The 20,852-nt window shown below is 66.7% G+C and carries 24 protein-coding genes and 2 pseudogenes; 11 read left to right on the top strand and 15 right to left on the bottom strand.

The annotated features are described in order from the left end of the window. Nucleotides 1-46 precede the first annotated feature (46 nt). On the top strand, nucleotides 47-1,504 hold the full coding sequence (locus AB0I10_RS26015) for a SulP family inorganic anion transporter (RefSeq protein ID WP_363155028.1): 1,458 nt from the start codon (nucleotides 47-49) through the stop codon (nucleotides 1,502-1,504). Nucleotides 1,505-2,165: 661 nt separating this feature from the next. On the opposite strand, the pseudogene AB0I10_RS26010 reads toward AB0I10_RS26015, so the two are convergent. Continuing rightward, nucleotides 2,166-2,408, bottom strand: a pseudogene (locus AB0I10_RS26010) (universal stress protein); the annotation flags it as partial. Between the two features lie 376 nt (nucleotides 2,409-2,784). On the opposite strand from AB0I10_RS26010, the gene AB0I10_RS26005 reads away from it, so the two are divergent. Next, entirely contained in the window at nucleotides 2,785-3,864 is a 1,080-nt protein-coding gene (locus AB0I10_RS26005) for a TerC family protein (RefSeq protein WP_363155027.1), read from the top strand. 425 nt (nucleotides 3,865-4,289) lie between these two features. Here the strand turns inward: AB0I10_RS26005 and AB0I10_RS26000 are convergent, their stop codons facing one another. The 5 genes from AB0I10_RS26000 to AB0I10_RS25980 all read right to left on the bottom strand — a co-directional run bounded on the left by AB0I10_RS26000 (nucleotide 4,290) and on the right by AB0I10_RS25980 (nucleotide 7,882). After that, nucleotides 4,290-4,994, bottom strand: coding sequence for a hypothetical protein (locus AB0I10_RS26000; RefSeq protein WP_363155026.1), 705 nt, complete (start codon nucleotides 4,992-4,994; stop codon nucleotides 4,290-4,292). A 759-nt stretch (nucleotides 4,995-5,753) separates the two neighbouring features. Continuing rightward, complete coding sequence (locus tag AB0I10_RS25995) at nucleotides 5,754-6,137, bottom strand: AQJ64_40280 family protein (protein WP_363155025.1); 384 nt, start codon at nucleotides 6,135-6,137, stop codon at nucleotides 5,754-5,756. Nucleotides 6,138-6,480: 343 nt separating this feature from the next. Beyond that, nucleotides 6,481-6,687 carry a hypothetical protein gene (locus AB0I10_RS25990; RefSeq protein ID WP_363155024.1) on the bottom strand — a complete coding sequence of 69 codons (207 nt, stop codon included), beginning with the start codon at nucleotides 6,685-6,687 and terminating at the stop codon, nucleotides 6,481-6,483. A 214-nt stretch (nucleotides 6,688-6,901) separates the two neighbouring features. Then, nucleotides 6,902-7,240: a hypothetical protein gene (locus tag AB0I10_RS25985; protein ID WP_363155023.1), complete on the bottom strand. Its 339-nt coding sequence runs from the start codon at nucleotides 7,238-7,240 to the stop codon at nucleotides 6,902-6,904. Nucleotides 7,241-7,444: 204 nt separating this feature from the next. After that, on the bottom strand, nucleotides 7,445-7,882 hold the full coding sequence (locus tag AB0I10_RS25980; protein ID WP_363155022.1) for a maleylpyruvate isomerase N-terminal domain-containing protein: 438 nt from the start codon (nucleotides 7,880-7,882) through the stop codon (nucleotides 7,445-7,447). Nucleotides 7,883-7,953: 71 nt separating this feature from the next. On the opposite strand from AB0I10_RS25980, the gene AB0I10_RS25975 reads away from it, so the two are divergent. Next, nucleotides 7,954-8,886 carry a LysR substrate-binding domain-containing protein gene (locus AB0I10_RS25975; protein ID WP_363155057.1) on the top strand — a complete coding sequence of 311 codons (933 nt, stop codon included), beginning with the start codon at nucleotides 7,954-7,956 and terminating at the stop codon, nucleotides 8,884-8,886. Here AB0I10_RS25975 and AB0I10_RS25970 read toward each other — a convergent pair. Continuing rightward, complete coding sequence (locus AB0I10_RS25970; RefSeq protein WP_363155021.1) at nucleotides 8,876-9,283, bottom strand: RidA family protein; 408 nt, start codon at nucleotides 9,281-9,283, stop codon at nucleotides 8,876-8,878. The genes AB0I10_RS25975 and AB0I10_RS25970 overlap by 11 nt on opposite strands. Before the next feature lie 120 nt (nucleotides 9,284-9,403). Between AB0I10_RS25970 and AB0I10_RS25965 the strand changes: the two genes are divergently transcribed. After that, nucleotides 9,404-9,784, top strand: a complete 381-nt coding sequence (locus AB0I10_RS25965; RefSeq protein WP_363155020.1) for a helix-turn-helix domain-containing protein — start codon at nucleotides 9,404-9,406, stop codon at nucleotides 9,782-9,784. Between the two features lie 123 nt (nucleotides 9,785-9,907). On the opposite strand, the gene AB0I10_RS25960 is transcribed toward AB0I10_RS25965, so the two are convergent. Continuing rightward, nucleotides 9,908-10,135, bottom strand: coding sequence for a LuxR C-terminal-related transcriptional regulator (locus AB0I10_RS25960; RefSeq protein ID WP_363155019.1), 228 nt, complete (start codon nucleotides 10,133-10,135; stop codon nucleotides 9,908-9,910). Then, a pseudogene (locus AB0I10_RS25955) lies at nucleotides 10,113-10,274 on the bottom strand (DNA-binding response regulator); the annotation flags it as partial. The pseudogene AB0I10_RS25955 and the gene AB0I10_RS25960, both read right to left, overlap by 23 nt. A gap of 260 nt (nucleotides 10,275-10,534) precedes the next feature. Between AB0I10_RS25955 and AB0I10_RS25950 the strand changes: the two are divergent. Next, nucleotides 10,535-10,729: a hypothetical protein gene (locus AB0I10_RS25950; RefSeq protein ID WP_363155018.1), complete on the top strand. Its 195-nt coding sequence runs from the start codon at nucleotides 10,535-10,537 to the stop codon at nucleotides 10,727-10,729. Nucleotides 10,730-11,345: 616 nt separating this feature from the next. Beyond that, entirely contained in the window at nucleotides 11,346-11,726 is a 381-nt protein-coding gene (locus tag AB0I10_RS25945; RefSeq protein ID WP_363155017.1) for a hypothetical protein, read from the top strand. Here AB0I10_RS25945 and AB0I10_RS25940 read toward each other — a convergent pair. Further along, nucleotides 11,716-12,165 (bottom strand): DUF1772 domain-containing protein, encoded by a 450-nt coding sequence (locus AB0I10_RS25940; protein WP_363155016.1) that lies wholly within the window; start codon nucleotides 12,163-12,165, stop codon nucleotides 11,716-11,718. The genes AB0I10_RS25945 and AB0I10_RS25940 overlap by 11 nt on opposite strands. Before the next feature lie 94 nt (nucleotides 12,166-12,259). On the opposite strand from AB0I10_RS25940, the gene AB0I10_RS25935 reads away from it, so the two are divergent. Further along, nucleotides 12,260-12,859, top strand: coding sequence for a TetR/AcrR family transcriptional regulator (locus AB0I10_RS25935; RefSeq protein WP_363155015.1), 600 nt, complete (start codon nucleotides 12,260-12,262; stop codon nucleotides 12,857-12,859). A 34-nt stretch (nucleotides 12,860-12,893) separates the two neighbouring features. After that, nucleotides 12,894-13,214, top strand: coding sequence for a hypothetical protein (locus AB0I10_RS25930; protein WP_363155014.1), 321 nt, complete (start codon nucleotides 12,894-12,896; stop codon nucleotides 13,212-13,214). A gap of 54 nt (nucleotides 13,215-13,268) precedes the next feature. Here AB0I10_RS25930 and AB0I10_RS25925 read toward each other — a convergent pair whose 3' ends face one another. Next, nucleotides 13,269-13,874, bottom strand: a complete 606-nt coding sequence (locus AB0I10_RS25925; protein ID WP_363155013.1) for a hypothetical protein — start codon at nucleotides 13,872-13,874, stop codon at nucleotides 13,269-13,271. Between the two features lie 149 nt (nucleotides 13,875-14,023). Continuing rightward, on the bottom strand, nucleotides 14,024-14,554 hold the full coding sequence (locus AB0I10_RS25920) for a recombinase family protein (protein WP_363155056.1): 531 nt from the start codon (nucleotides 14,552-14,554) through the stop codon (nucleotides 14,024-14,026). Nucleotides 14,555-15,183: 629 nt separating this feature from the next. On the opposite strand from AB0I10_RS25920, the gene AB0I10_RS25915 reads away from it, so the two are divergent. Continuing rightward, a complete protein-coding gene (locus tag AB0I10_RS25915; RefSeq protein ID WP_363155012.1) occupies nucleotides 15,184-16,578 on the top strand; it encodes a hypothetical protein in 1,395 nt (464 codons plus the stop codon). 26 nt (nucleotides 16,579-16,604) lie between these two features. Here AB0I10_RS25915 and AB0I10_RS25910 read toward each other — a convergent pair whose 3' ends face one another. Together AB0I10_RS25910 and AB0I10_RS25905 are read right to left on the bottom strand one after the other, a co-directional pair. Further along, nucleotides 16,605-17,621, bottom strand: coding sequence for an HNH endonuclease (locus tag AB0I10_RS25910; RefSeq protein ID WP_363155011.1), 1,017 nt, complete (start codon nucleotides 17,619-17,621; stop codon nucleotides 16,605-16,607). After that, complete coding sequence (locus AB0I10_RS25905; RefSeq protein WP_363155010.1) at nucleotides 17,618-18,265, bottom strand: class I SAM-dependent methyltransferase; 648 nt, start codon at nucleotides 18,263-18,265, stop codon at nucleotides 17,618-17,620. The genes AB0I10_RS25910 and AB0I10_RS25905 overlap by 4 nt, the downstream gene beginning before the upstream one ends. Nucleotides 18,266-18,688: 423 nt before the next feature. Between AB0I10_RS25905 and AB0I10_RS25900 the strand changes: the two genes are divergently transcribed. Together AB0I10_RS25900 and AB0I10_RS25895 are read left to right on the top strand one after the other, a co-directional pair. Next, a complete protein-coding gene (locus AB0I10_RS25900) occupies nucleotides 18,689-19,555 on the top strand; it encodes a hypothetical protein (protein WP_363155009.1) in 867 nt (288 codons plus the stop codon). Further along, nucleotides 19,552-20,766: a hypothetical protein gene (locus tag AB0I10_RS25895; protein WP_363155008.1), complete on the top strand. Its 1,215-nt coding sequence runs from the start codon at nucleotides 19,552-19,554 to the stop codon at nucleotides 20,764-20,766. Before AB0I10_RS25900 ends, AB0I10_RS25895 begins: the two co-directional genes overlap by 4 nt. On the opposite strand, the gene AB0I10_RS25890 is transcribed toward AB0I10_RS25895, so the two are convergent. Continuing rightward, on the bottom strand, nucleotides 20,763-20,852 hold a 90-nt coding region (locus tag AB0I10_RS25890), incomplete at its 5' end, for a DUF1707 domain-containing protein (RefSeq protein WP_363155055.1). The two genes, AB0I10_RS25895 and AB0I10_RS25890, sit on opposite strands and share 4 nt — an antisense overlap.

The raw sequence follows: 20,852 nt of genomic DNA, 5'->3' as shown, positions 1-20,852 counted from the left end.
CGCCGAGTACCCCCCTTCCGCTTCCGTTGTGCGAGGAAGTCCACTGATGCTCTCCACCCTCAAAAAACCCGCCCATCTGCGGCGTGATGTCCTAGCCTCTCTCGTTGTCTTCCTGGTCGCCCTGCCCCTGTGCGTGGGAGTGGCCGTAGCCTCCGGAGTGCCCGCCGAACTCGGCCTGATAACCGGCATCGTCGGCGGCCTGGTCGTCGGCTTCCTGCCCGGCAGCAGCCTCCAGGTCAGCGGCCCGGCCGCCGGCCTGACCGTCCTGGTCTTCGAAGCGGTTCAGGAGTTCGGGCTCGGCGTTCTGGGTGCCCTCGTCCTGATCGCCGGACTGGTCCAACTCGCTTTGGGAGCACTACGGTTCGGCCGCTTCTTCCGCGCGATCACGGTCGCGGTCGTACAGGGCATGCTCGCCGGCATCGGACTCGTTCTGATCTTCGGTCAGCTCTACACCATGGCCGGCGTCAAGCAGCCCCGCTCCGGAATCGACAAGATCCTGGGAGTGCCGCACCTGGTCGCCGAGATCGCCACCTCCGGCGAAGCCCTGACCGCGTTCGCCATCGGGGCAGCGACCATCGCTGTCCTCGTCCTGTGGAAGAAGCTCCCGGCCCAGGCCCAGCTGCTCCCCGCACCGCTCGCCGCGGTCGTCCTGGCCACCGCCGCGACCGCAGTGGCCGGCTGGACCGTCCCGCGCGTCGAAGTCCAAGGACTCCTCTCCGCCATCCAGCCGCCGGGGATGTCCGACTTCGCCTCGCTGGGCAGCCTCGCCGCCCTTGGCACGGTAGTCGCCTTCGCCCTCATCGCCTCGGCCGAAAGCCTCTTCAGTGCCGCCGCCGTCGACCGCATGCACGACGGCCCGCGAACCGACTTCGACAAGGAACTGATGGCCCAGGGCGTGGGTAACGCCATCTGCGGCGTACTCGGTGCCCTGCCGCTGACCGCTGTCATCGTGCGCAGCGCGGCCAACGTCCAGGCCGGAGCCAAAACGAAGGTCTCCCGCATCCTGCACGGACTGTGGCTCGTGCTGTTCGCGGCCCTCCTGCCGGCCGCGATCGGCGTCATTCCGCTGGCCGCACTCGCCGGGGTCCTCGTCCACGCCGGCTGCAAACTCATCCCCGTCAAGGACCTGTTGCCCCTGTGGCGCGCGCACCGTGGCGAGGCCGTTGTCCTGGCCGTCACCGCGATCGCCATCATCACCACCAACATGTTCGAAGGCGTCCTCCTCGGCATCGCCCTCGCCGTGATCAAAAGCGCCTGGGAAACCTCCCACATCCACCTCGACACCTACGAGACGACCGACGGCAGGCTCCTCGTCACCCTCACCGGCTCCGCCACGTTCCTCCGCCTGCCCCGAATGCTCGAAACCCTCGAAGCCCTCCCTCACGACAAGCCGGTCGAACTCGACCTCTCCGAGCTGCGCCATCTCGACCACGCCTGCCGCATTACACTGGAGAACTGGGCAAAACAGCGGGGAACCACGATCGAGATGCTCGTGAAAGCCTGACCGGCAGCTCATCTCAAACACACCACCTGCGGACAGCTCGCCCTCACAACAGACACGCGAGCCCCGTCCACCGCTGTCCCTCGCCCGACGTCGGGCGAGGGACAGCACATCCCGGGCACTCCCTCACCGATCACGGACGGTAAAGCTCAGGAGGCAACGGTGTACGGCCTCAGGGCCGAGGCAGAAATGAGACTGCACTCGGAAAAGCTGGCCAAGGAACTCACGCGGAAAAAGCAGCGCGAAACAGCGGCGAGGACAACAACGACTCCGGATCGGCGCCTACGGCCGACGGAGACCTGGCGACCGCTGATCCGCGAGTAACCACCTGTGATCCCCAGATCAACGATTCCCAGGTCGCCCCGTAGACGGACACGGACGCTCCGTCGCCGACCTCGCCGACCTCGCCGAGCGCAAGTACGTCCGCTGACCCTCTGGCCCTGGCCGCCAGATCTGCATTGTGGCGAGATCCCGGTTGGGGTCCGCAGCCAGCCGGGGAGCGGTGGCGCCGCGCGGAGCCGGCGGAGCTAGGTCTCGCACAGCGAGATCAGGGCGATCTCGGTGCCACGAACAGGGCGATGAGCACGATCAAGCGCGGCGATGAGTGCGAGATCCCACAGGTAGCTGTTCACAGCCTCAGCCGCATGGCTGCCAGCGGGCCGCATCACAGGCCCGAGCGCACCACGGTGACAGGGCAGTGAGTGTGCGTGGTGCAGGACGGCCTGGCCGACCGAGCCCAGCGGGAGTCCGGCGAATCCGCCGCGTCCGCGCGCGCCCACCACGATCAGCTGGTCGCCGTCGCTGACCTCGATCAACGTCGGCTGGATACGGCCACGGACGACTTGCAGTCGTACGGTCACGGCGGGTACTGCTCGCGGTGCCCAGACAGTGCCTCGGTCAGCAGCCGCCCCTACGCAGCGCGCATCTGGTCCACGTCACCGATCAGGTCCACCAAGTCCACCCGATTCCCCGGGCCCGGTTCGCCGTGATGGCTCCACGTGCGGTGTCGAGGTGGAAAGGGTGGTTTCGCGCCATCACACACCTCCCTGACCGGATCCGCCGGCCCCTACGGAAGCATGCCGCCATCTGCCTATCCCCCGCTCCCCGAAGCACAGCTGCGAGCGCGGCAACCGGCGCTTCGCGGACCGCGCTGGGCGACCAGCGCCGTGCCCGGCCACGGCCACGGCCACGCCGGTGCTGCCGTGCCGTACGCGGTGAAATGCCGCAGACTCCTACGTAAAGGTCGGTGCGCCTCCGGCACCGGCCGCGGGAGAGTGGCTGGCGTGCTTGAGGTTCCGCTCTGGCTGTGGGGAGCGTTTGCGGCGACGGTGGTGGTGTCGCTGGTGGTGGACTTGCTGGCGCACCGCACCGCGCACGTCATCGGGTTCAAGGAGGCTGCGGCCTGGAGCGGGCTGTGGGTCGGCCTCGCGCTCATCTTCGGTGCGGTCGTCTTTCTCGTCCTCGGCCCAACCGCCGGCACCGAGTACACCACCGCCTGGCTGCTGGAGAAGAGCCTGTCGGTCGACAACCTCTTCGTCTTCGCGGTCATCTTCGGCTACTTCAAGGTTCCTCGCGCCTACCAGCACCGCGTGCTGTTCTTCGGTGTCATCGGGGCCCTGGTCTTCCGCGCGATCTTCCTGTCCCTCGGCGTGGCCGTGGTCAGCCGCTTCACCGCGGTCCTGTTCGCCTTCGCCGCCGTCCTCTTCTACAGCACCTACAAACTCCTCAAGGAAGAGGAGGACACCTTCGATCCGGGCAACAGCTTCGCCGTGCGGATGCTGAGAAAGATCATCCCGGTCGGGGACGAGTACGCCGGCACGAAGTTCTTCGTCAAGGAGGCCGGCAAACGCATCGCCACACCGCTGCTCGCGGTGGTCGCCGCGATCGAGGCGGCCGACCTGATCTTCGCCGTCGACAGCGTCCCGGCCGTCCTCGCCGTCAGCGACGACGCTTTCATCGTCTACACCAGCAATGCCTTCGCCATCCTCGGCCTGCGCGCCCTGTACTTCATGCTCTCCGGCCTCTTGGACCGCTTCCACTACCTCAACGTCGGCCTGGCGGTCATCCTGTCCTTCATCGGCGTCAAGCTCATTCTCCAGGCGTCCCACAAGATGATCAGCCCCGCGATCCCGGAGATCCCCTCCCCCTTGAGCCTGGCCGTCATCGCCGCTGTCCTCGCCGTATCCATCGTCCTCAGCCTGCGCCGGCCCGCCCCTCAGAAGTCCTCCGGAGCCAGTGACGTCACCCGGAGCGGGCAAGCCGCAGTCCTCTCCGGCACTGACACCGCCGACCGCGGGCACAACGCGAGCTCTGAGGCTGGGCGGGATGAGCGGCCCGACGACCCGCCCCGGCCGGCAAACTGACCGCATCACCGCCTGGCGGCAGACGATTGCCGCACGTCCACTGTCGCCATCCCTCACCGCACACTATCGTTAAAGAATGGGCAAAATTGAGCATGAGACTGAGCCGCATGGCTTGCTTGAGTGCCCGGTCTGCGAGCAGCCCGTCAAGATGGTCATCAAGCGACGGCACAAGACATGCGGGATCTTCGTCCCCGTGTGGCGACCGGGCCCCTGCCGCAATCCCGACTGCCCCGAATACTCGGAAGAGCCGGCGCACACCCGTCCCCACGACCACCGGTAGGCCCTTCCGCAAGCATCGAGGGTGGCCCGGAGTTCCGGTCTGTCCGACGCGCGGTGCGCTTCCGGGCACCCGGTTCGTCATCACCGATGAGCGACCCGACCACCCCGGTTACGGCGCGAGAGGGGCCCTCGACGCGGAAGTCGGCTCATGCCTTCTCGAACACCATGCGCAGGACCGTGAAGCGGCCCTCGCTCAGGAACCTGAGTGCCGTCCGCTGCTCCCTGATGATGTCGGACACCGCGCTTTCGCCGATGAGTTCCGCCCCGCGCGCCCGGTTGGCCTCTGACCGCTCCAGCCACGCTCGTACCGTCTTCACGCCGTCGCCGGTGTCGGTTCGCGCTTCCACGACGCGGAAAAGGCCGCGGCCGGCTTCGACCAGCTCGGCACAGGTCGGCAGGAAGCATTCAAGGAACACCTTCCGCGACGCGTGCAGGCCCTCACGGACGTTCGTGACGCCGTCGCGGATCGCCAGGAGGCCGACGCGAACCGGGTTGCCCCGGCCCCTTGCATGCGGCGTGAGCAGTTGGGGCGGCAGCAGCATGGACGGCAGCCAGCCGCGGTCGTTCCAGGCGTTGGCCGGCAGAGACAGCCGTCCCGCCGGCCGCAGCCAGGCATCGCAGCGCTGGAAGAGCTCCCGGTACCGGGCCACGCGCCGGGCCCGCCACACGGTGTTGCCGGCGAAGCGCTCAACAGCCTCGATCGCGATGATCGCGTCGTAGGGCCCGTCCGCCTTGTGATCGAACCAATTCTCGACCCGGACCTCGCAGCCCGGCCAGTGTTGGCCGTTGGCCCAGGCGGCCTGGGCGGGGCTCATCGTGATCCCGACCGCATGCCGAACATGGTGGGTCATAGCAAACGCGCCACATGTTGCAGAGGCAAGAAAAACACCAGTTCAGAGGCCCATCTCTGACTCTTCGGGTGGGCGGTCAGGCCCTCGGAGCGTCATATGAGCGTCACGAGCGAGGCACGGCTGACCTCCTCTGTGGGATTCCGCGATCCGGACGGCCGTGTACTCCATCGGCGCGATCCGTGGAGGCAGCTTCGGAGACATGAACCCCTACGCGGAACGATGGATGGCCCAGCGTCACCGCGCTCGCTCTATCTTGGCAGCCCACAGCGATTCAAGTGGAGCCCGGGGCAGTGAAGTATGCGTTGACGGAGCCGCAGGCCGCGTTGCTGCGAGAGAGTGCGGCGGCAGCCGACGTCGTGGCTCTCCCTCAGGAAGCCATCGATACGGCTGGGGCGTTGGAGAAGCGTGGCTGATCAAGAGGACGTGGCGCAGCAGTGGGCACGTTGCGGTGATGACCTCGGATGGCCCCTACTACCTCAAGCACAGCAAGCATCCTCGGGAGGTACCGGCGGAGCGGGAGCGGCTGGCCGACGACGCCGAGCAAGCCGCCCTTGCGCCCGCCGACGGAGCCGAGTTGATCACCCGGTTGCACGTGCAAGGAACGCGCCCGCATCCGAAGCGAGAAGGGCATCCCCTGGGGCGGACGCCCCCTTCAAAACCGCAGCCTGAACACCCCCGTCAAACCTACGAGGTCACAGCACAAGTTGGACCGATCGGCTATGTAGGCACTCGCATAAAGTGTCCGAGCAAGGCTGTGGGTCAGGTGATGGGACCAGCGCCCCACGCGTTATGGAGAGCTGACTGCACGTCTTCCCCAAGAACGGCGTGCGTCATCCCTCCTGGCAGGGTGGGCAGCTCAGCCCAGTGAGTCACGGTTTCATCACTGGCAAGGCCGTAGGGCAAACGGACAACCCCGTCGGAGTCGACGAAGCAGTCTCTGTGCTCTGCCCCGTCCTCACTCCAGTGCAGAGTCGTGAAGACCATCGGCCTCACCAGCCAGAATTCCTCACCCAACGCCATATCGGACTCAGTGGCGCCATCAACTGGATACCGGCCCGTGATCGCTGCTGCCACCGGTGTACCGCTCCGAGGCAGTTTCTCGCGCGCGTCAACCCACGTCACCACGGTGTTCAGATTCGCCATCTCCACCCTCACTCAGACACTCAACAAGGCGTCTTCTTCCCATATAGCCGGTGCGTCGGCCAGGGCACCTCCCCGGCCTCGGCATATGGCAAGACTGTCCGGCGCTCGCGAAGGTTGCTTGAGCCGGAACGAGCACGGCACCAAGCGATCCGCGACTACCTCCCTCCGCCGTCCAGACTTACACGCCTCCAGCAGTCGGACCGGACATCACGGCACATCCGATCGACATGACCACCAACTCGGCGAACCTATGTGGTCACAGCACTAGGGCTTGTCCGACGGGTCCCGCACCCGGAATCCGTCGGACAAGCCGTAGACGCGGCTGCGCTACGAGTAGGCAGGCTTAGCCCGTTGAGCCGAAGCGCACACTCTGTGCCGCCATACCCGTCGGCGCATCCCACTGTGCCCCGACCCCCACCAGGTCCCAGCCCTGGCTACAGGAGGGGTCCGGATAGACGAACACCGTGGCGTCCGTGTCATTGCCGAGGCGCACTGCGCCCCCGGGAATCTGCAGACAGACGTCGTTGGGCGGGTTGACGAAGGCATCCACCGTTCCATTGTCGGCCCTGATGTACGTAAGCTGGCCGCTGGCCGCCTGGGCACTGGTCGCAAGCGACACGACTAGGACGACGGACGACGCGAGCGCCGCAACTGCCGGGCACCGCCTCAGAAAGTAGCGCGCAGCTGTCATGACTGGCCCCCTCAGAGGTTCATGGTCCGGCGAAGGGCGAAGTGGGCCTCCGCAGCGCGGAGTTTGAGCGGATTCAGCAGTAGGGGATGCCGGGGACGGGTTCGTCGTTATTGCCGCCGGAGATGAAGATGTCCGAGATCCAACTGCCGTTGTCGAGTTGGGTCCACCAGTAGTTGTAGTACTCGCCGTAGGACACGCTGCCGCCAGGGGCCTGGCAGACGGCTTCGACGGTTCCCGGCCCTGCCTGTCCCGTGACTGGGGAGGTGGTGTACGGGTCGGCGTGTGTATTGACGTCGCTCGCCCACACGTTGACGGGGACCTTGGCTGCGGCGGGCGCTGCGGTGGCGGTGGGAGCCAGCGCGAGGGTTGCGGTTGCGGCGAGGGTGCCGACCAGAGTGGTGATGCGTCGCATGATGATGCCTCCTGTTGCGCCAGGGTCACTGGAATGTGACCAGCCGACGCAACTAACCGTATGGGATCAGTCACATAAGGTCACGGGGCGTGTGGAGGCACACGGCGGGCGGGCCGGGCGCCTTGAAGCTGGTGGGCGCGACAGCCCCCAGCTTCACCTCACGGCCTCTCGGACAGGCCCCTCACCTAGGCACTGGCCGCCGGGTCACGAGCGAAGCCAAAGGCGAATGGCAGCGATAGTCACGGTGCCGTGGAAGATGTACGCCCTCTTGTCGAACCGGGTAGCTACGGCGCGGAATCCCTTGAGCGCATTGATCGTCCGCTCAACTTCGTTGCGGCGCTTGTAGAGCGTCTTGTCGAAGCCGGTGGGGCGGCCGCCGGTGCTGCGTGCGACCTGGTCGGTCATCCGGTGGAGATTCCCGCGTGCCTTGGCCAGTTCGGCGAGCGTGGCAGGCAAGGAGAGCCGGAAGCCCATCGACATGTGAGCCGCTACCTCGCGAACCCGCCATCCCGTGCAGAGGCTCGGCTCGTTCCACTCATCGGCTCGCAGGCTGTCGAACAGGTCGGCCAGTTCTCGGCGTTCTGCCGCGATAGCGGCACTGACTTCGGCCTTCGATCGCGTGCGCTCTGTCGCGTTCTCCATGTGATCAAGCCTGCGGCCGAGCGGGCGATATCTCCAATAGATGGTTCTGCTGACACCTAGAATCACTAGTTATCGAGCTTCGTCAGTTGCGCTACTTCGTCTCCGTCGTCGAGGAGGGCAGCTTCACCCGTGCTGCCGCCCGGCTGCATCTGGCGCAGCCCGGCCTCAGCGCCCAGATCCGCCAGCTGGAGAAGGAGCTGGGCCAGCCCCTGCTCGACCGCTCCGGCCGGTCGGTGACGCCAACCGAGGTGGGCCGGGCGGTCCTGCCGTACGCCCGCGCCGCACTGGCCGCGGCGGACGCGGTGCGGCAGACGGTGGATGCGTACACGGGGCTGCTGCGCGGCCGGGTCACGCTCGGGCTGGTCTCCGGCGCCACCGGCCACGCATTCGACATCGCCGCCTTCCTCGCGGACTTCCACGACGCCCACCCCGCAATGGACGTGGCACTCACCGAGGACACCACGGAGCGGATGCAGGCCGCGCTCCTGACCGGCGAGCTCGATATCGCCCTCCTCGGGCTGACCGAGGAGGCGCCCCCGCCCGGACTGGCCTTCCAGACGGTGATCGACGTTCCGCTGGTTGCCGCTGTTGCGCCTGGCGATCCGCTTCTCGACCGCGTAGACCGCACGAGCGTCCCGCTGGCCGATCTGAGCGATCGGCCGCTGATCTGCCTGCCGCGCGGCACCGGGGTGCGCGAGGTGTTCGAACGCGGCTGTACGCAGGCAGGATTCCGGCCCCGAGTCGCCTTTGAGGCGGCAGCCCCACAAGTGCTCGCGAAGCTCGCCGCCCGGGGCTTGGGCGTTGCCGTGCTACCAGCCGGCGAAGACGACCTTCAGCGGCTGATAGGCAGCCGGCCGATCGCCCCGAGCCGCTGCGGCTCGGCCCCGGCCCCCGTCCACCGCCGCCCCGGACCCCGTCGAGCGCGGGCATCCGTGAACGCCCACGGAATGGCATCAGACAGTTCCAGCGCGAAGAACATCGTTGAACATTCGTTCAGTCGATGACGGCGGTGGCTTCGATCTCGACCAGGTGCTCGGGTACGTCCAGTGCCGCAACGCCCAGCAGCGTGGCCGGCGGTACCGGGGTGACGCCCAGCTTCGTGGCCGCCCGGGTGATCCCCTCAAAGAGCAGAGGCATCTTGTCGGGGGTCCAGTCGACGACATACACGGTCAGTTTCGCCACGTCGTCGAAGGAGCCACCGGCCGCGGCCAGGGCGGCGTTGATGTTGAGGTAGCACTGCTCGACCTGCGCGGCGAGGTCGCCTTCGCCGACCGTGACACCGTCAGCGTCCCAGGCGACCTGCCCGGCGATGAAGACCAGCCTCGACCCGGTCGCGATCGACACCTGTCGGTAGGCGTCGATTTCCGGCATTCCATTGGGGTTCACCAGGGTGATAGCCATGCTGCCCGCCTCCATTGCCATGAGAGCCGCTCTCTAGCCGCTCTCTTGTGGTTACTCAGGAACCGTAGGAGAGTGGCCGCTGACATGGAAGAACGCACTTTTCAGTGACTGGGGAACCTGATGGTGACCAAGCAGTTCAGCGGCTCGCCCGAGGATGCGGACCTGAGGCGCGCGGACTCTCTGGCGCGGGAGATCTTCTCGGACGTCGCCAACAAGTGGGCGCTCCTGATCATCGAGTCTCTCGGTGAACGCACCCTGCGCTTCAGCGAGTTGCGGAACGAGATCGAAGGCGTCAGTCACAAGATGCTCACCCAGAACCTGCGCATGCTGGAGCGCAACGGTCTGGTCGAGCGGACGGTGCACCCCGTCGTGCCGCCGCGGGTCGAGTACACCCTCACCGAGGCGGGCCAGGCCTTGCGGGTGACGATCGACGGACTGTGCGACTGGACCCACCACTACCTCGGCCACATCGAAGCCTCCCGCTACCGCTTCGACGCCTGACTGGTCGAGCACTCGCCTGCCGCCCTGCGGCTCGACCGCGCCGCTTCAGTCGGTGCCTGACACCGGCCCCACCCGGTAGGCGAGGAACGACGGCCTGGGCACGGTCGCGCAGGCCGAGCCTCATCAGGGTCCGCGACACGTAGGTCTTGGCCGTACGCGCGTGATGAACAAGGCCGCGGCGATCTCCGCGCTGGACAGCCCCTCGGCGATCAGTTCCAGCACCTGAAACCCACGGCGGGTCAGCGCTCGCACGAGGTCTTTCCTGGCCGGCCCGCAACGCGTCGTAGGCGTAGGCGTAGGCGTCGACGTTGAACATGGTGACGACCAGAACCTCGGGTGGTGCCACGGCATCGGGACCGGCCAGCAGCCTGGTTGCCGCGATGCCGTTGAGCAAGCGCATCCGTATGTCCACCACGACCACTTCGGGGCGCAGGCGTCGCGCGGCCTCCACTGCCGCGTGCGCGTTCTCGGCCTCCCCGGCGACCTCCATGTCGGGCTGCGCGGAGAAGATGGGTGACGTAGCCGGTGCGCACCAGTGCACGGTCGTCGCAGACGAGCACCCGTATCGGTGGCAACGAGTCGCTCATGGGGCACTCCTGAACGGGCTGGGAGGGAATCACGACGCGGAGACGGAACCCGCCCTCGGGCCGGCGCCGGCGACCAGTTCACCATCGAGCATCCGCACCCTTTCACGCAGCTCACCCAGCCCCGTCCTCCCCCAGGGCCCGGCGCCCGCCTCGCTGGCGCGGCTTGAGCCGAGAGGGCAGGCCCGTCGGTGGTCACCTCAATCTCGATGTGCTCCTCACCGTGCCGGATCCGGACCACCGTCCGGCCGCGTACTTCATCTCGTTGGTGAGCGCCTCCTGCACCACGCGGCAGGAAGCCAGCTTCACGCCCACGGTCCGCGCTTGCCACTCGCCCGGCTCGCTCAACTCGACGGGCTGACCCGACGGTCGGGCTTGCTCGACCAGGTCCCCAACCCTGCGCACCGTGGGTGCCCGGTCCGTACGCGCCAAGTCCGCGGAAGCCGATTCGCCGGTCGCCTCCAGAACGCCGAGCTGGAACCGGAGCTCCGTCGGTGCCGACCTGGAAGGACTACCCCGTAGGTGTGGGAAGCCTCATTGCCGGCCTGGAACACCACGGCGTCGGCGGCGTCGGCCGCGGTACGGGGCGTCTGGCGGGGTAGCTTACGGCGGACTGCTCCAGCATCGGCCGACGATCATCTGGCCTTCATCCGCAGCGTCCTCGAGATCCGCGACGACAGCATGGCGCCGTGCGAACACGTCGGCGCACTGGTCACGGAGCATCTGCCTGAGGTCGATTAACGCATCGCAGAGCTCGCCGGCGCGCGGGCGGCTCTGTCAGGAGCTGGCCCTGAAGGCTGCCGTCACGATCCCCATTACGTGGTTCGACGACAAGATCTGCCGGATTCTCCGGCTCAGTTGGCTGCCGGTGCCGTCGAGGATTTGGGGCTGCGCGCGAGCGCGATCATGGCGGCGTCGTCGCCCAGGCTGCCGTCGCTCACCTGCCCAGCGCTCTCTCCCGAACCAGCAAGGCACTTTTGGTACTTCGGGAATGGACCGACGAGGTCGCCTGGCTCACCGGCGCCCCGCTGATCGCCACTGCGGTCATCTCCGCCTGGTGGGCTGGCCCCCTGTGCTCCGCGCTCGCCCTCGCAGGCGTCGCGCTGCACGGCCCCGTCCTCACTGCCCGACTCATCCGGCTGGCCCCGGCCCTCCACGCCGCAGTCCTTCCCACGACCAACCGCATTGCCACTGCTCCACGCCCCACACGCAGCCGCCGCACAGCGCTGATCGCAAGCAGCCCTGCCCAACCGTTCATCCGCCTCACCGGACCCTGGCGGATGATCCTCCGCCGCATCACACGACGCCTGACCATATTCGGCAAGACTGAACACGGCGCCGACGCCGTCACCGGCTGAGGGCGACCGCGAACAGGGCGAAGGCGAGCACGATCACGCCCACCCGGACATAGTGGTAGCGCTCCCAGCGACCCGCCTGCTGCTTCCAGTCGGCGGGCCTGCCCTCCGCGGTCCAGGTCTTGGCCCGGTTGTTGATCGGGACCAGGAGCAGCACCGACATCACCACGCTCACCGCCAGCAGCGCGGTGGCCGCCGTGACCAGCGAGGCGCCCGCGCCTCCCCAGGCCATGGCGGCCCAGACCGCGCCGAGCACCATCGAGCCGATGTACCAGACCGGCATGACCCGGCCGAGCACTCGGGCCCCGTCGCTGCGGGCGGCGATGCAGCTGTCGTCGGGGAGCCGGTTCAGCATCGGGTTGACGAACGCCGCCACCGCGAACTCCACGCCCACCATCATTCCGACCACGACGACCGTGACGACTGCCAATGCGTTCTGCATGACCCCTCCCCAGGGCTTTTTCTAGCGGTGCTAGATTCCGAAGCGATACTAGACATGCCATTGCTCGCTTGTCTAGCGATGCTAGAATCGGGGCATGTCTGTACAGGAACGCAAGGAACGAGAGCGGGCCAACCGCCATCAGCTGATCGTCTCCACGGCCCGGGAGCTCGCCGAGGCCCAGGGCTGGGACGCAGTCACCACGCGCAAGCTCGCCGAGCGGATCGAGTACAGCCAGCCCGTCCTCTACAGCCACTTCCGGGGCAAGCGCGAGATCCTCGGGGCGGTCGCGCTGGAGGGCATGACCGAGCTGACCGCTGCCCTGCGCGCGGCGGTGGCCGAGCAGCCCGCCGGACGGCCGGCTGTGGCCGCGCTGGCCCGCGCCTACACCGACTTCGCCACCGGCAGCCCGGCTCTGTACGACGCGATGTTCAGCCTCGAAAACGGCCTCCCCTTCGCCGCCGAGGCCACCCCCGCGCCCCTACGCGAGGCCTTCCAGGCGCTGCTGGACCCGCTGGAAGCGCACGCGGGCCCGGACGAGGAGCCCGGCCTCTACGTCGAGACCTTCTGGGCCGCGCTGCACGGCCTGATCACCCTCACCCGCGCCGGCCGGCTTCCCGCCGACCGGATCCCCAGCCGTCTCACACTCCTGGTCAACCGCTTCGTTGACACCGAGGAGCACCCCCCCGTGCAGTAGTCCCTGGGAGCCGCTGCACGAGTTCCTGGCGGACGTGGGCAGCCATCTGTTCACCCCGGCCCGCACGATGGAGCGTTTCGCCGACTGCTGGACCGGGCGGATGGCTGCGCCTGATCACGTCCTCTACGACGATGCGATGCTCTCGGTCACGACTTCGAGGCAGCCCGCCATAGAGCCAGGCCACTACTGCTCCCACCTCTTCGCGCTGTGCCGTCAGCAACCACGACGACAGAGCCGCGGGCTTTCCACCAAGTCATTCCTCCTCGGCCTGAAATCGGCCGACAGTCGTTCCGAACCCAACACCTTCAACCACCACGTCACCCCTACACACGATCAAGAGTCAGGGGTCCGATGATCAAAGAAATCCAGAATTTGGCTGAGCCGGGATAGTCGTATAGTGCCCCCTCGGCTACGGGTTACCAGAAGGATCTCGCTCCGGCCCATGCAAGACGCCGGCCACACAGCGGACCGGAGCACCAGCTGGGAAGAGCGTGACTCGCACCCCGAATTCCAACAAGATCTCCTTACGGGCCTGGACATCTACCGCCGTTTCCCAGCGGTCCGCGACTGTCTCTCCCGTCGGCCGTTGGACCGTGCCCGGCGGACGCCGCGGTTCGGCCTCCAAAGCCGCCAGTTCACGCCCCAACGCCGCGTATCGGTCCCGGAACCACTCGGAGTCGTCGGCGGCGTCGTACAGACCTGCCTCGCGGTCAGCGCGGAGTCGCTCCCGCGTCGCCTGCACTTCAGCGATACGTTCGGGCACCCCGTTTCCTGGGTCGTAGACGGTCTCGAATATCGCGCCGTCGCCGAACCTCTGCAGGAACCATTCCGACACGAACTCATCCACGAACTCCTCCAAGAGATGGCCGCGAATGAGTGGCGCGGGGCGGCAGTCCTTGGCGCTCAACCATCCCTTGTTCCGGACGGTGCACGCATACCGCAGCGGCTCGCTGACGGAGGTTTGCGTGAACAGCCGATGATGGCACTGCCCGCACAACGCCACCTCCATCAGCATGTAGCCACGGTTCGACCGGCGCCCCATCCACGGCGTAGTCCTAGCCGCAAGAACACGCTTCAGGGCCTCGTGGGTGGCACGATCCCACAAGCCTTCGCATAGACGAACGGGGTTCCCTTCCTGGCCGATGACGGGCTTACCGTTGTGCATCAGATAGCCCAGGCCGCCTCGGAGAGAAGAATGCTCCGCAGGCTCGTCGGATACCACGGACGGCCACGCGCTGGCTTGCCGTACATGACGGCCTGATGGTCCACAGGCGCCAACTCACCTTCCCGATCGATCTCGCCGCCCATCACGACCCGCACGTACTGAAACCCGTACGACGGTTTCCCCTTCGGCCTGCCGACGGCCCGCGCCTTGATGGTGGCGTTGCGGTTGCGGCGCCGGATGGCACGCAGCTCCATCTGCGCGCCCCCCGCCTCCATGGTGAAGCGGATCTCGTCGGTCGGGTCGCCCAGCTCCCACGAGCCTTCGTGGCCGTACGTGACGCGCAGCTTCCCCTCATCACGCATCTTGTAGCCCGTGTTCAGGCAGTCGACGACGTTGCGCCCAAGGCGGTCCACGGCTGCAACCACGAGACCGTCGTACGGACCCCGCTCGTCACGAAGCCACGGGCCCAGCTTCGGCCGCGTCACCGGATCCGCGGCACCCGAGACCTCCCAGTCATCCGCCCAGCCAATGATGTGCCCACCGACGGATGCGGCGGCCGTGAGAACGTCCTACTTCTGGCGCTCGGGAGACGACGTAGCTGCCTTCATCCGTGACAGTCGACACACGCCGAGCAGGCACTTTCCGCATCCGCCGTAGGGGCGTTCGATCATGTTCAAGTCCGTACCGCGCAAAGCTTCTCCGTTTCGAGCACGCAGAGCACGGAGATTTCCCGGCCACCCCCAGGACGATCTTCATCAACCCAGGAAGCTCAGCCGCACCTGACGGTTGACATTGTCGATATTGGTATCCACCAACCTCCGCCAAGACAACCCATTGAGACTGCCGAAAGCGCTCCGACTCCGTCAAGACAACCGCATGGACGTCAAGCACAAGGAGACGGCGCGGGGCGGGCTCGCGGTCAACGTCATCGAGTGCTGAGCCAACTCGCCCTGGCCTGGGAGACCTTGCGCTTCGGGGCGTTCACGACGCACTGCCGTTGATCGCCCCGGCGCTCCCCCCGTTACTCCTCGGGCGAGGATGGTTCTCCCTAGCCGCTCACCCAGCAAACGCGCTGAATCGGCCGCTGCTCTTGCCTCTCGACAGAGGTGGGGCGGCGGCCGTAGCCCATTGCCCCCCGGCCAACCAAGCAGCCAAGGTTGTGTGTCAGTGGCATGTCGTAGCCTCGGATGCAGCTGAGAAATCATTTCGACTGCCTGACGGGGATACTGTGACTGCGTGGATTCTGACCTGCAATCTGGACACTTTTGATCTTGAGGCCTTTCGGCGCGATGGTCAGGAACTCCCATCGTGGAGCGTGCACCGCTACCGGGACGAGCTGGCTGCAGGCGACACGTTCGCGTTGTGGATCACAGGCGCCGATGGCGGACTTGTCGCCCGCGGCCACCTCACCGGGACTCCATCCCTCAGCACGTCAGCCAACGAGGAGTACTGGAAGAAGGATCCCGGGACCCGTTGGTACGTCCCTCTGATCGTCGACGAGTGGCTGGAACGCTCTGTCCCCCGCAGCCGGATTATCGACGATCCGCGCTTCGCTGACTCCTCCCTGCGTAAGCAGCCCTTCGCCGGCAACCCCCATCGACTCGATGCCGCCCAATGGGACTTGATCGCCAACACTTTGGATCACGCTCGGGACGAGGACCCGACGTGGCACCTGAAGCCGGGCGAGACCATCCGACGCGTCAAACTGCATGAGCGCTATGGCGGCAGCGGTCAGGGCGGGATCTGCCCATCGAAGCGCACCCCGAACGTGCTGATCTTCACGGATTCGCGTTCCGGCCATCAGCATGGCTACTACGACGAGTGGAGCGAGGACGGCACGTTCCACTACACGGGAGAAGGCCAGAAGGGCGAGCAGGTCTTCACCAAGGGCAACAAGGCGATTCGCGACCACAGCATCACGGGAAAGCGACTGCGGCTCTTCGAGGGCTCCCGCGACACGGTCCGCTACGTCGGGGAATTTGTGTTGGACCCGGTGGCCCCCCACTCGGATGGCCAAGCCGTAGAGACAGGTGGCGGCCCTCTGCGTAAGGTCATCCGCTTCCACATGGTGCCGGCCGGCACCACATCACAGGCCCCGGAAGTTCCCGTGGGCACCGGCTACCGGCCCGTCGACGAGAACGTCCAGCCCGCCGCCGCGCAGCCCGGCACCCCCGATCCGGACCTCACTGGACGGAACCTCAAGGCTCACCGCCGCCTTCAAAATGAGCTGGCAGCATCCGCACGGGCCCGGGGGATGGAAGTCCTCTCGCCCATGGCATCGGATCCGGACTTCGACGTCGCGTGGCGGGACTCCAGCAACAACCTCACCGTTTGCGAGGTCAAGTCGTTGACGCTTTCGAACGAGGCGCGGCAGCTGCGTACCGGGCTGGGCCAGATCCTGGACTACCACGACCAACTCCAAGGACGTGGCAAGGGAGTTCGAGCCGTGCTCTGGGTGGAACGGGAACCGTCGGATCCACGATGGATCAACCTGTGTCACCGGGTCGGGGTCACCCTGGCCTGGCCTGGGCAAGAGGCGACGATCTTCAGTTAGAAGCCGGTGGCGGTGGCGGTGGCGAGTCAGCTACAGCACTTCTGAACCTCACGCAGGAAGTCCGGCCACGGGTCACCGTGCCGGTGTCGTGGCGCCTGTCCCAGTGCAAGCTCGAGAGTCTTCCTCAAAGGATGAGGCGATCCCATGATCGCGATGTTCCGCCGCGCCAGCCGCTCGAGCTCGCCGGCGCGCGGGAGGCGATCACTCTTGGTGCTATTGCACGCCTCGTGCGCCGGGGCGAGGTTCCACAGAACGTCCAGATCGGGGCCGCGCCAACCGCCCACGCTCGCATACCTCTGCATGAGCGAGTACGGAAAGACATGGTCGACGGCGACCGCGTCGGCGAGGTCGAGCACGGTGTCGCAGATGAGGCAGCGGCCATGCTGGAAGCCGATCAGCGCATCGGCGACGCCGGTGACCGGGCGGCGTCGGCGCTTGTCGGTGAGCTTCAGCGACGCCCAGTCCACGCCGACGCCCTCCTCGATGAGTGCACGGCCGATGCCGGCGGCGAAGGAGCATTCCACAATGCTCCACCGCGCGACGAGCTCCGCGCGTAGTCCGGCCGCCTGTTCCGAACGCGCCACCTGCAGGAGGTCCGGCGTGAGGCGTACCACGCGCTGGCGCGGGCTACCGGCCAACTCGTAGAAGCGATGCGGGACTTCGCTGCCGCCGCGCAGGTTGTGGAACTTCTGCATGACCATGGCCGGCATGGACTTGATCGCGGCCTCCAGTAGCCGGTCCGTGGGCCGGCTGAGCCTCTGCGTCTCCTCGCTCTCGGCCGTGGCGACAGCGAGGAAATCCGACTCGCCGATCGAGGTGCCCTCGGGTGCTTGCGGGGCCTGGGCCACGTGTGCGACCAGGCTCATGGCGTAAGGCGCGGCAAGCTCACTGAGCAGGATCTCGGGGTGCCCGTGCGCTGCATGTTCGAGGAGCGCGTCTCCCAGGGCGAACTTGTACGTGCGGGAGTTGGCCCCCATCAAGATCGCCAAGCGCCAGGACGCCCGTGCCGACGGCTCGGCCGAGAAGAATGCGTCGGCCGTCACGCCTGCTCCTTCCGCAGGGCAAGCTCACTCCAGTGGATCTCTCCCCGGCCCAGCTGATCCTGCCCGCCACTGACATGAAGGACGCACAGGCCGCATTCTCTGGCCAGGGCGGCCGTCTCGTCGGCGGGCACGTCGAACATCCTGCGATCCGCCGGCGGCGGCCCGTGGCGCAGCGAGATGATGAGCAGGCCACCGACAGCCAGGAGTTCGGCCAGCCGGCGCATCGCCACCACGCGTTCCTCGTCATCGAGATGCATCCACACCGCGGACAGCAGAATCAGCCCAAACTCGCCGTCCAGCCGCTCGAGGTCCGGCAGCGAGTCCTCCAACCAGACGATGGGCGCGTCGGTGTGCAACCGCTGAGCCACCAACCGCAGCTCCTGCACGGGCTCGACCGCAGTGACCTCGTGACCCAGCCCGGCGATAGCTGCCGCGTCCCGGCCGGTACCCGCCCCAATGTCGACCGCCCGCACCGGGGCGTCGGGCAGCAAGCGCAGGATCGCCTTGTGCACGGCCTCGAACGTCAAGCTCTCGTAACGCTCAGCCAGTTCGTCCGCAGCCAGCACGTAGTACGGCTGGACGCCCGAGGTAGGGGCATACGTCCGACCCGTCACGTCACCATGGTCGCCATCCGATCTCGTCATGCCAGCACACTATGTCGCGCCACTGACAGTTCGACGTGGAGCGCTTCATGAAGACGTGGGCGATTCAGTAACGGCACGCGAAACTAGACCAGTTGACGGACGTCCGGCGCCGGTGTAAACATGAACCGCGTCGATCTGCACCACCAGTACTGCACAACGCCTGGACCACCAAATCCGGGCGGCCCCGCTGGGGCACTGCGATCCAACGGAACGCCATGGGCATAGGGCCCCGGCTGCACCGCGGTGAAGGTTCGGCAGGAAACCTGTTGCAGCAGGCGCCACGGACTACATCGTCAGTTGCCTAGGCTGATGATCCCCATCAATCCGTGGGCGGACGAACTTTCTCGTTGGCAGTAATCGCCAAAGTGTGCGCACAGTAACGCTGTGCCCGCAGGGGTCACGTTAGGTAGCTAGCCAGTGACCATGAACATCCCTCTCTTCGAGGACCCCGACAAGGGCCGGGACTCGGACGAACTCAGCATTACCCGCAAGCCGTCCCTCCTCGCCGACGTTGCCGAATCCGCGGCGCTGCGCAAGGTCGCGACACGCTTGGACAAGAACCCCCTCACGAACCTCAGCGAGGGTGCGCGCAAGGCCGCGGCAGGTCTGCAGGTGCAGCCCGAGCGGGCGGCAATGCTGGTGACCGCGCAGCCGAACGGCGTCTCCTTGCTGAGCGAGGTGGGCGTGCCGGGCGGGTCCCTCTACGTCATCGAGTGCCAGGCATGGACCCGCATGCTGTTTCCCCTCTACCAGCCCCGGATCGCGGCGCTGTCCTTGGCCGTACCGCCGCCGAAGTTGCTGGACGACCACGACTCCGAGGGACCGCTGGCGCAGGCCCACTGCGAGTTCTCGTCTCCCAAGGAACTGGCAGACCTTGTCCGGGAGACCGTCACCCACACGCTGCGCGTCCCCAAGGCCGACTACTCCGACTCGATCATGCAGCGGGGAGTCTCCGACCCCTTGCTGGTGATCCTCGTCCGGGTCACGTTCGCTGACAACAGTCCCAGCCGAGTCCTCCCAGTAGTCGTGGACGGCATCTCCCGGCTGTCCTCTGCCGCTAAGACGCGTACGGGCAAGGGAGAGGCCGGCGCGGCCGACGCCGTAGTGGCGGACCTGCTGCGCGATTCGAACTCGCTTCGCCGCTCGATCCGGGACGAGGTCTCGTCCTACAACGCCGCGTACCCGCGAGGCCTGACTGATCAGGTCGTGCGGATCGGCCAGTCCACGACCGTGCCCGTTCGTCTGGTCGTCGGTTCCCGCAACGGCGACACCATGGAGGCCGGCCAGTGAGTACGCAGACGGATGTCGCAGCCGGGTTCTCCTTCGTCACCATGGTGGAGAACCTTGTCGCGGGCGAGCACTTGGAGAAGAACCCATGGACGCCGGACGCGATGTGGCACAACATCGCCAACCAGGTCGTCGAGGCATTGGTGGTCCGCGGTGAACTGCGTCGAGACGACGCGAACATCATCACCGCTGCCACCCCCCTCGAGGAACTGCCGGACGTAATCGGCTGCCCAACGGCCTCCCCGATCTGGCGGTGTATCTACTCGACCTACTGGCTCGCCAGCGGCGTCGCGTTCGCGGAGACGAAGTACGAGATCCGCAACATCATGGCGCGCCGGGCGGTCACCACGAAGCAATTCAGCTTCATGCTCGGTGTGCTGATCGACCGGGACGTGCGTCGGTCCAAGAACCGCAAGTTGAAGGGCGTCCGCAAACCAGCGACGCTGCAGACCGCTCGCAACGCGTTCGGCGATGGTGGATTCCTCACCGACAGTATTCCCGGCAAGCGTTGGTCCCCTGTGTACAAGGAGCCCAGCACCCTCCTCGAACTCGCTCTCGCCGGCGACGCCAACGCACGGATTACCCTGATGATCGGGGGTGGCTTCGCCCTGATCATGGATGGATACCTCACCCGTGACCGCGAATCCAAGTTCTTCGAGGGCACAGCCCCGTTCCGTGGTTCGCCTCCCACGATCCTCGCGGACCTGGCCAGCCACGAGCACGGACTGCGGACGCTCGCCATGGCCTGGATGTACTGGAACCCCGATCTGCCGGCACACGAGTACGACATCCCCGACGTCGACAAGTACGGCGCCGTCATCATCGCAGGCGAGACGCGGGAGACCCGGCGCCCCCAGCGGCTCACCGAGTATCGGCTGTACGAAATCGCCAGTCCGGCGAAGGCCATGGCGGGCTTCCTCAAACAGCAGGACACCCGCAAGGCCAAGAACCAGGACAGCCCTGAGGACCGTGACCGAGAGAACCGGGAGCGGCTCGGCATGGCATTGGACGTCGCACACGACGCAGCTCTCGCTCTGCGGGACTCCAAGGTGTCGCCCCCACCCCACCCCTTCGGGAGCCACGACGACTGGGAGCACGTGAAAAGCACCGCGCACAAGGTGTACGACATCCTGGTCAAGAACGAGCCCGACGAGCAGGACGACTTCATCTCCAGCGAGTCACCCGACGAGCAGGACGAGTACGAAGCTGATTAATCGGTCAGCCCGGCCAGATCGTCAATGGTGCGCGCGGCCAGCGCCGCCGCCACGCGCTCCTCCAGTTCCTCGGTTGTGAGCCGGCC

This window comes from Streptomyces sp. NPDC050636, from assembly GCF_040654775.1.
In the GTDB taxonomy this organism is placed as follows: domain Bacteria; phylum Actinomycetota; class Actinomycetes; order Streptomycetales; family Streptomycetaceae; genus Streptomyces.
This window is presented reverse-complemented; position numbering and strand designations above follow the sequence as displayed.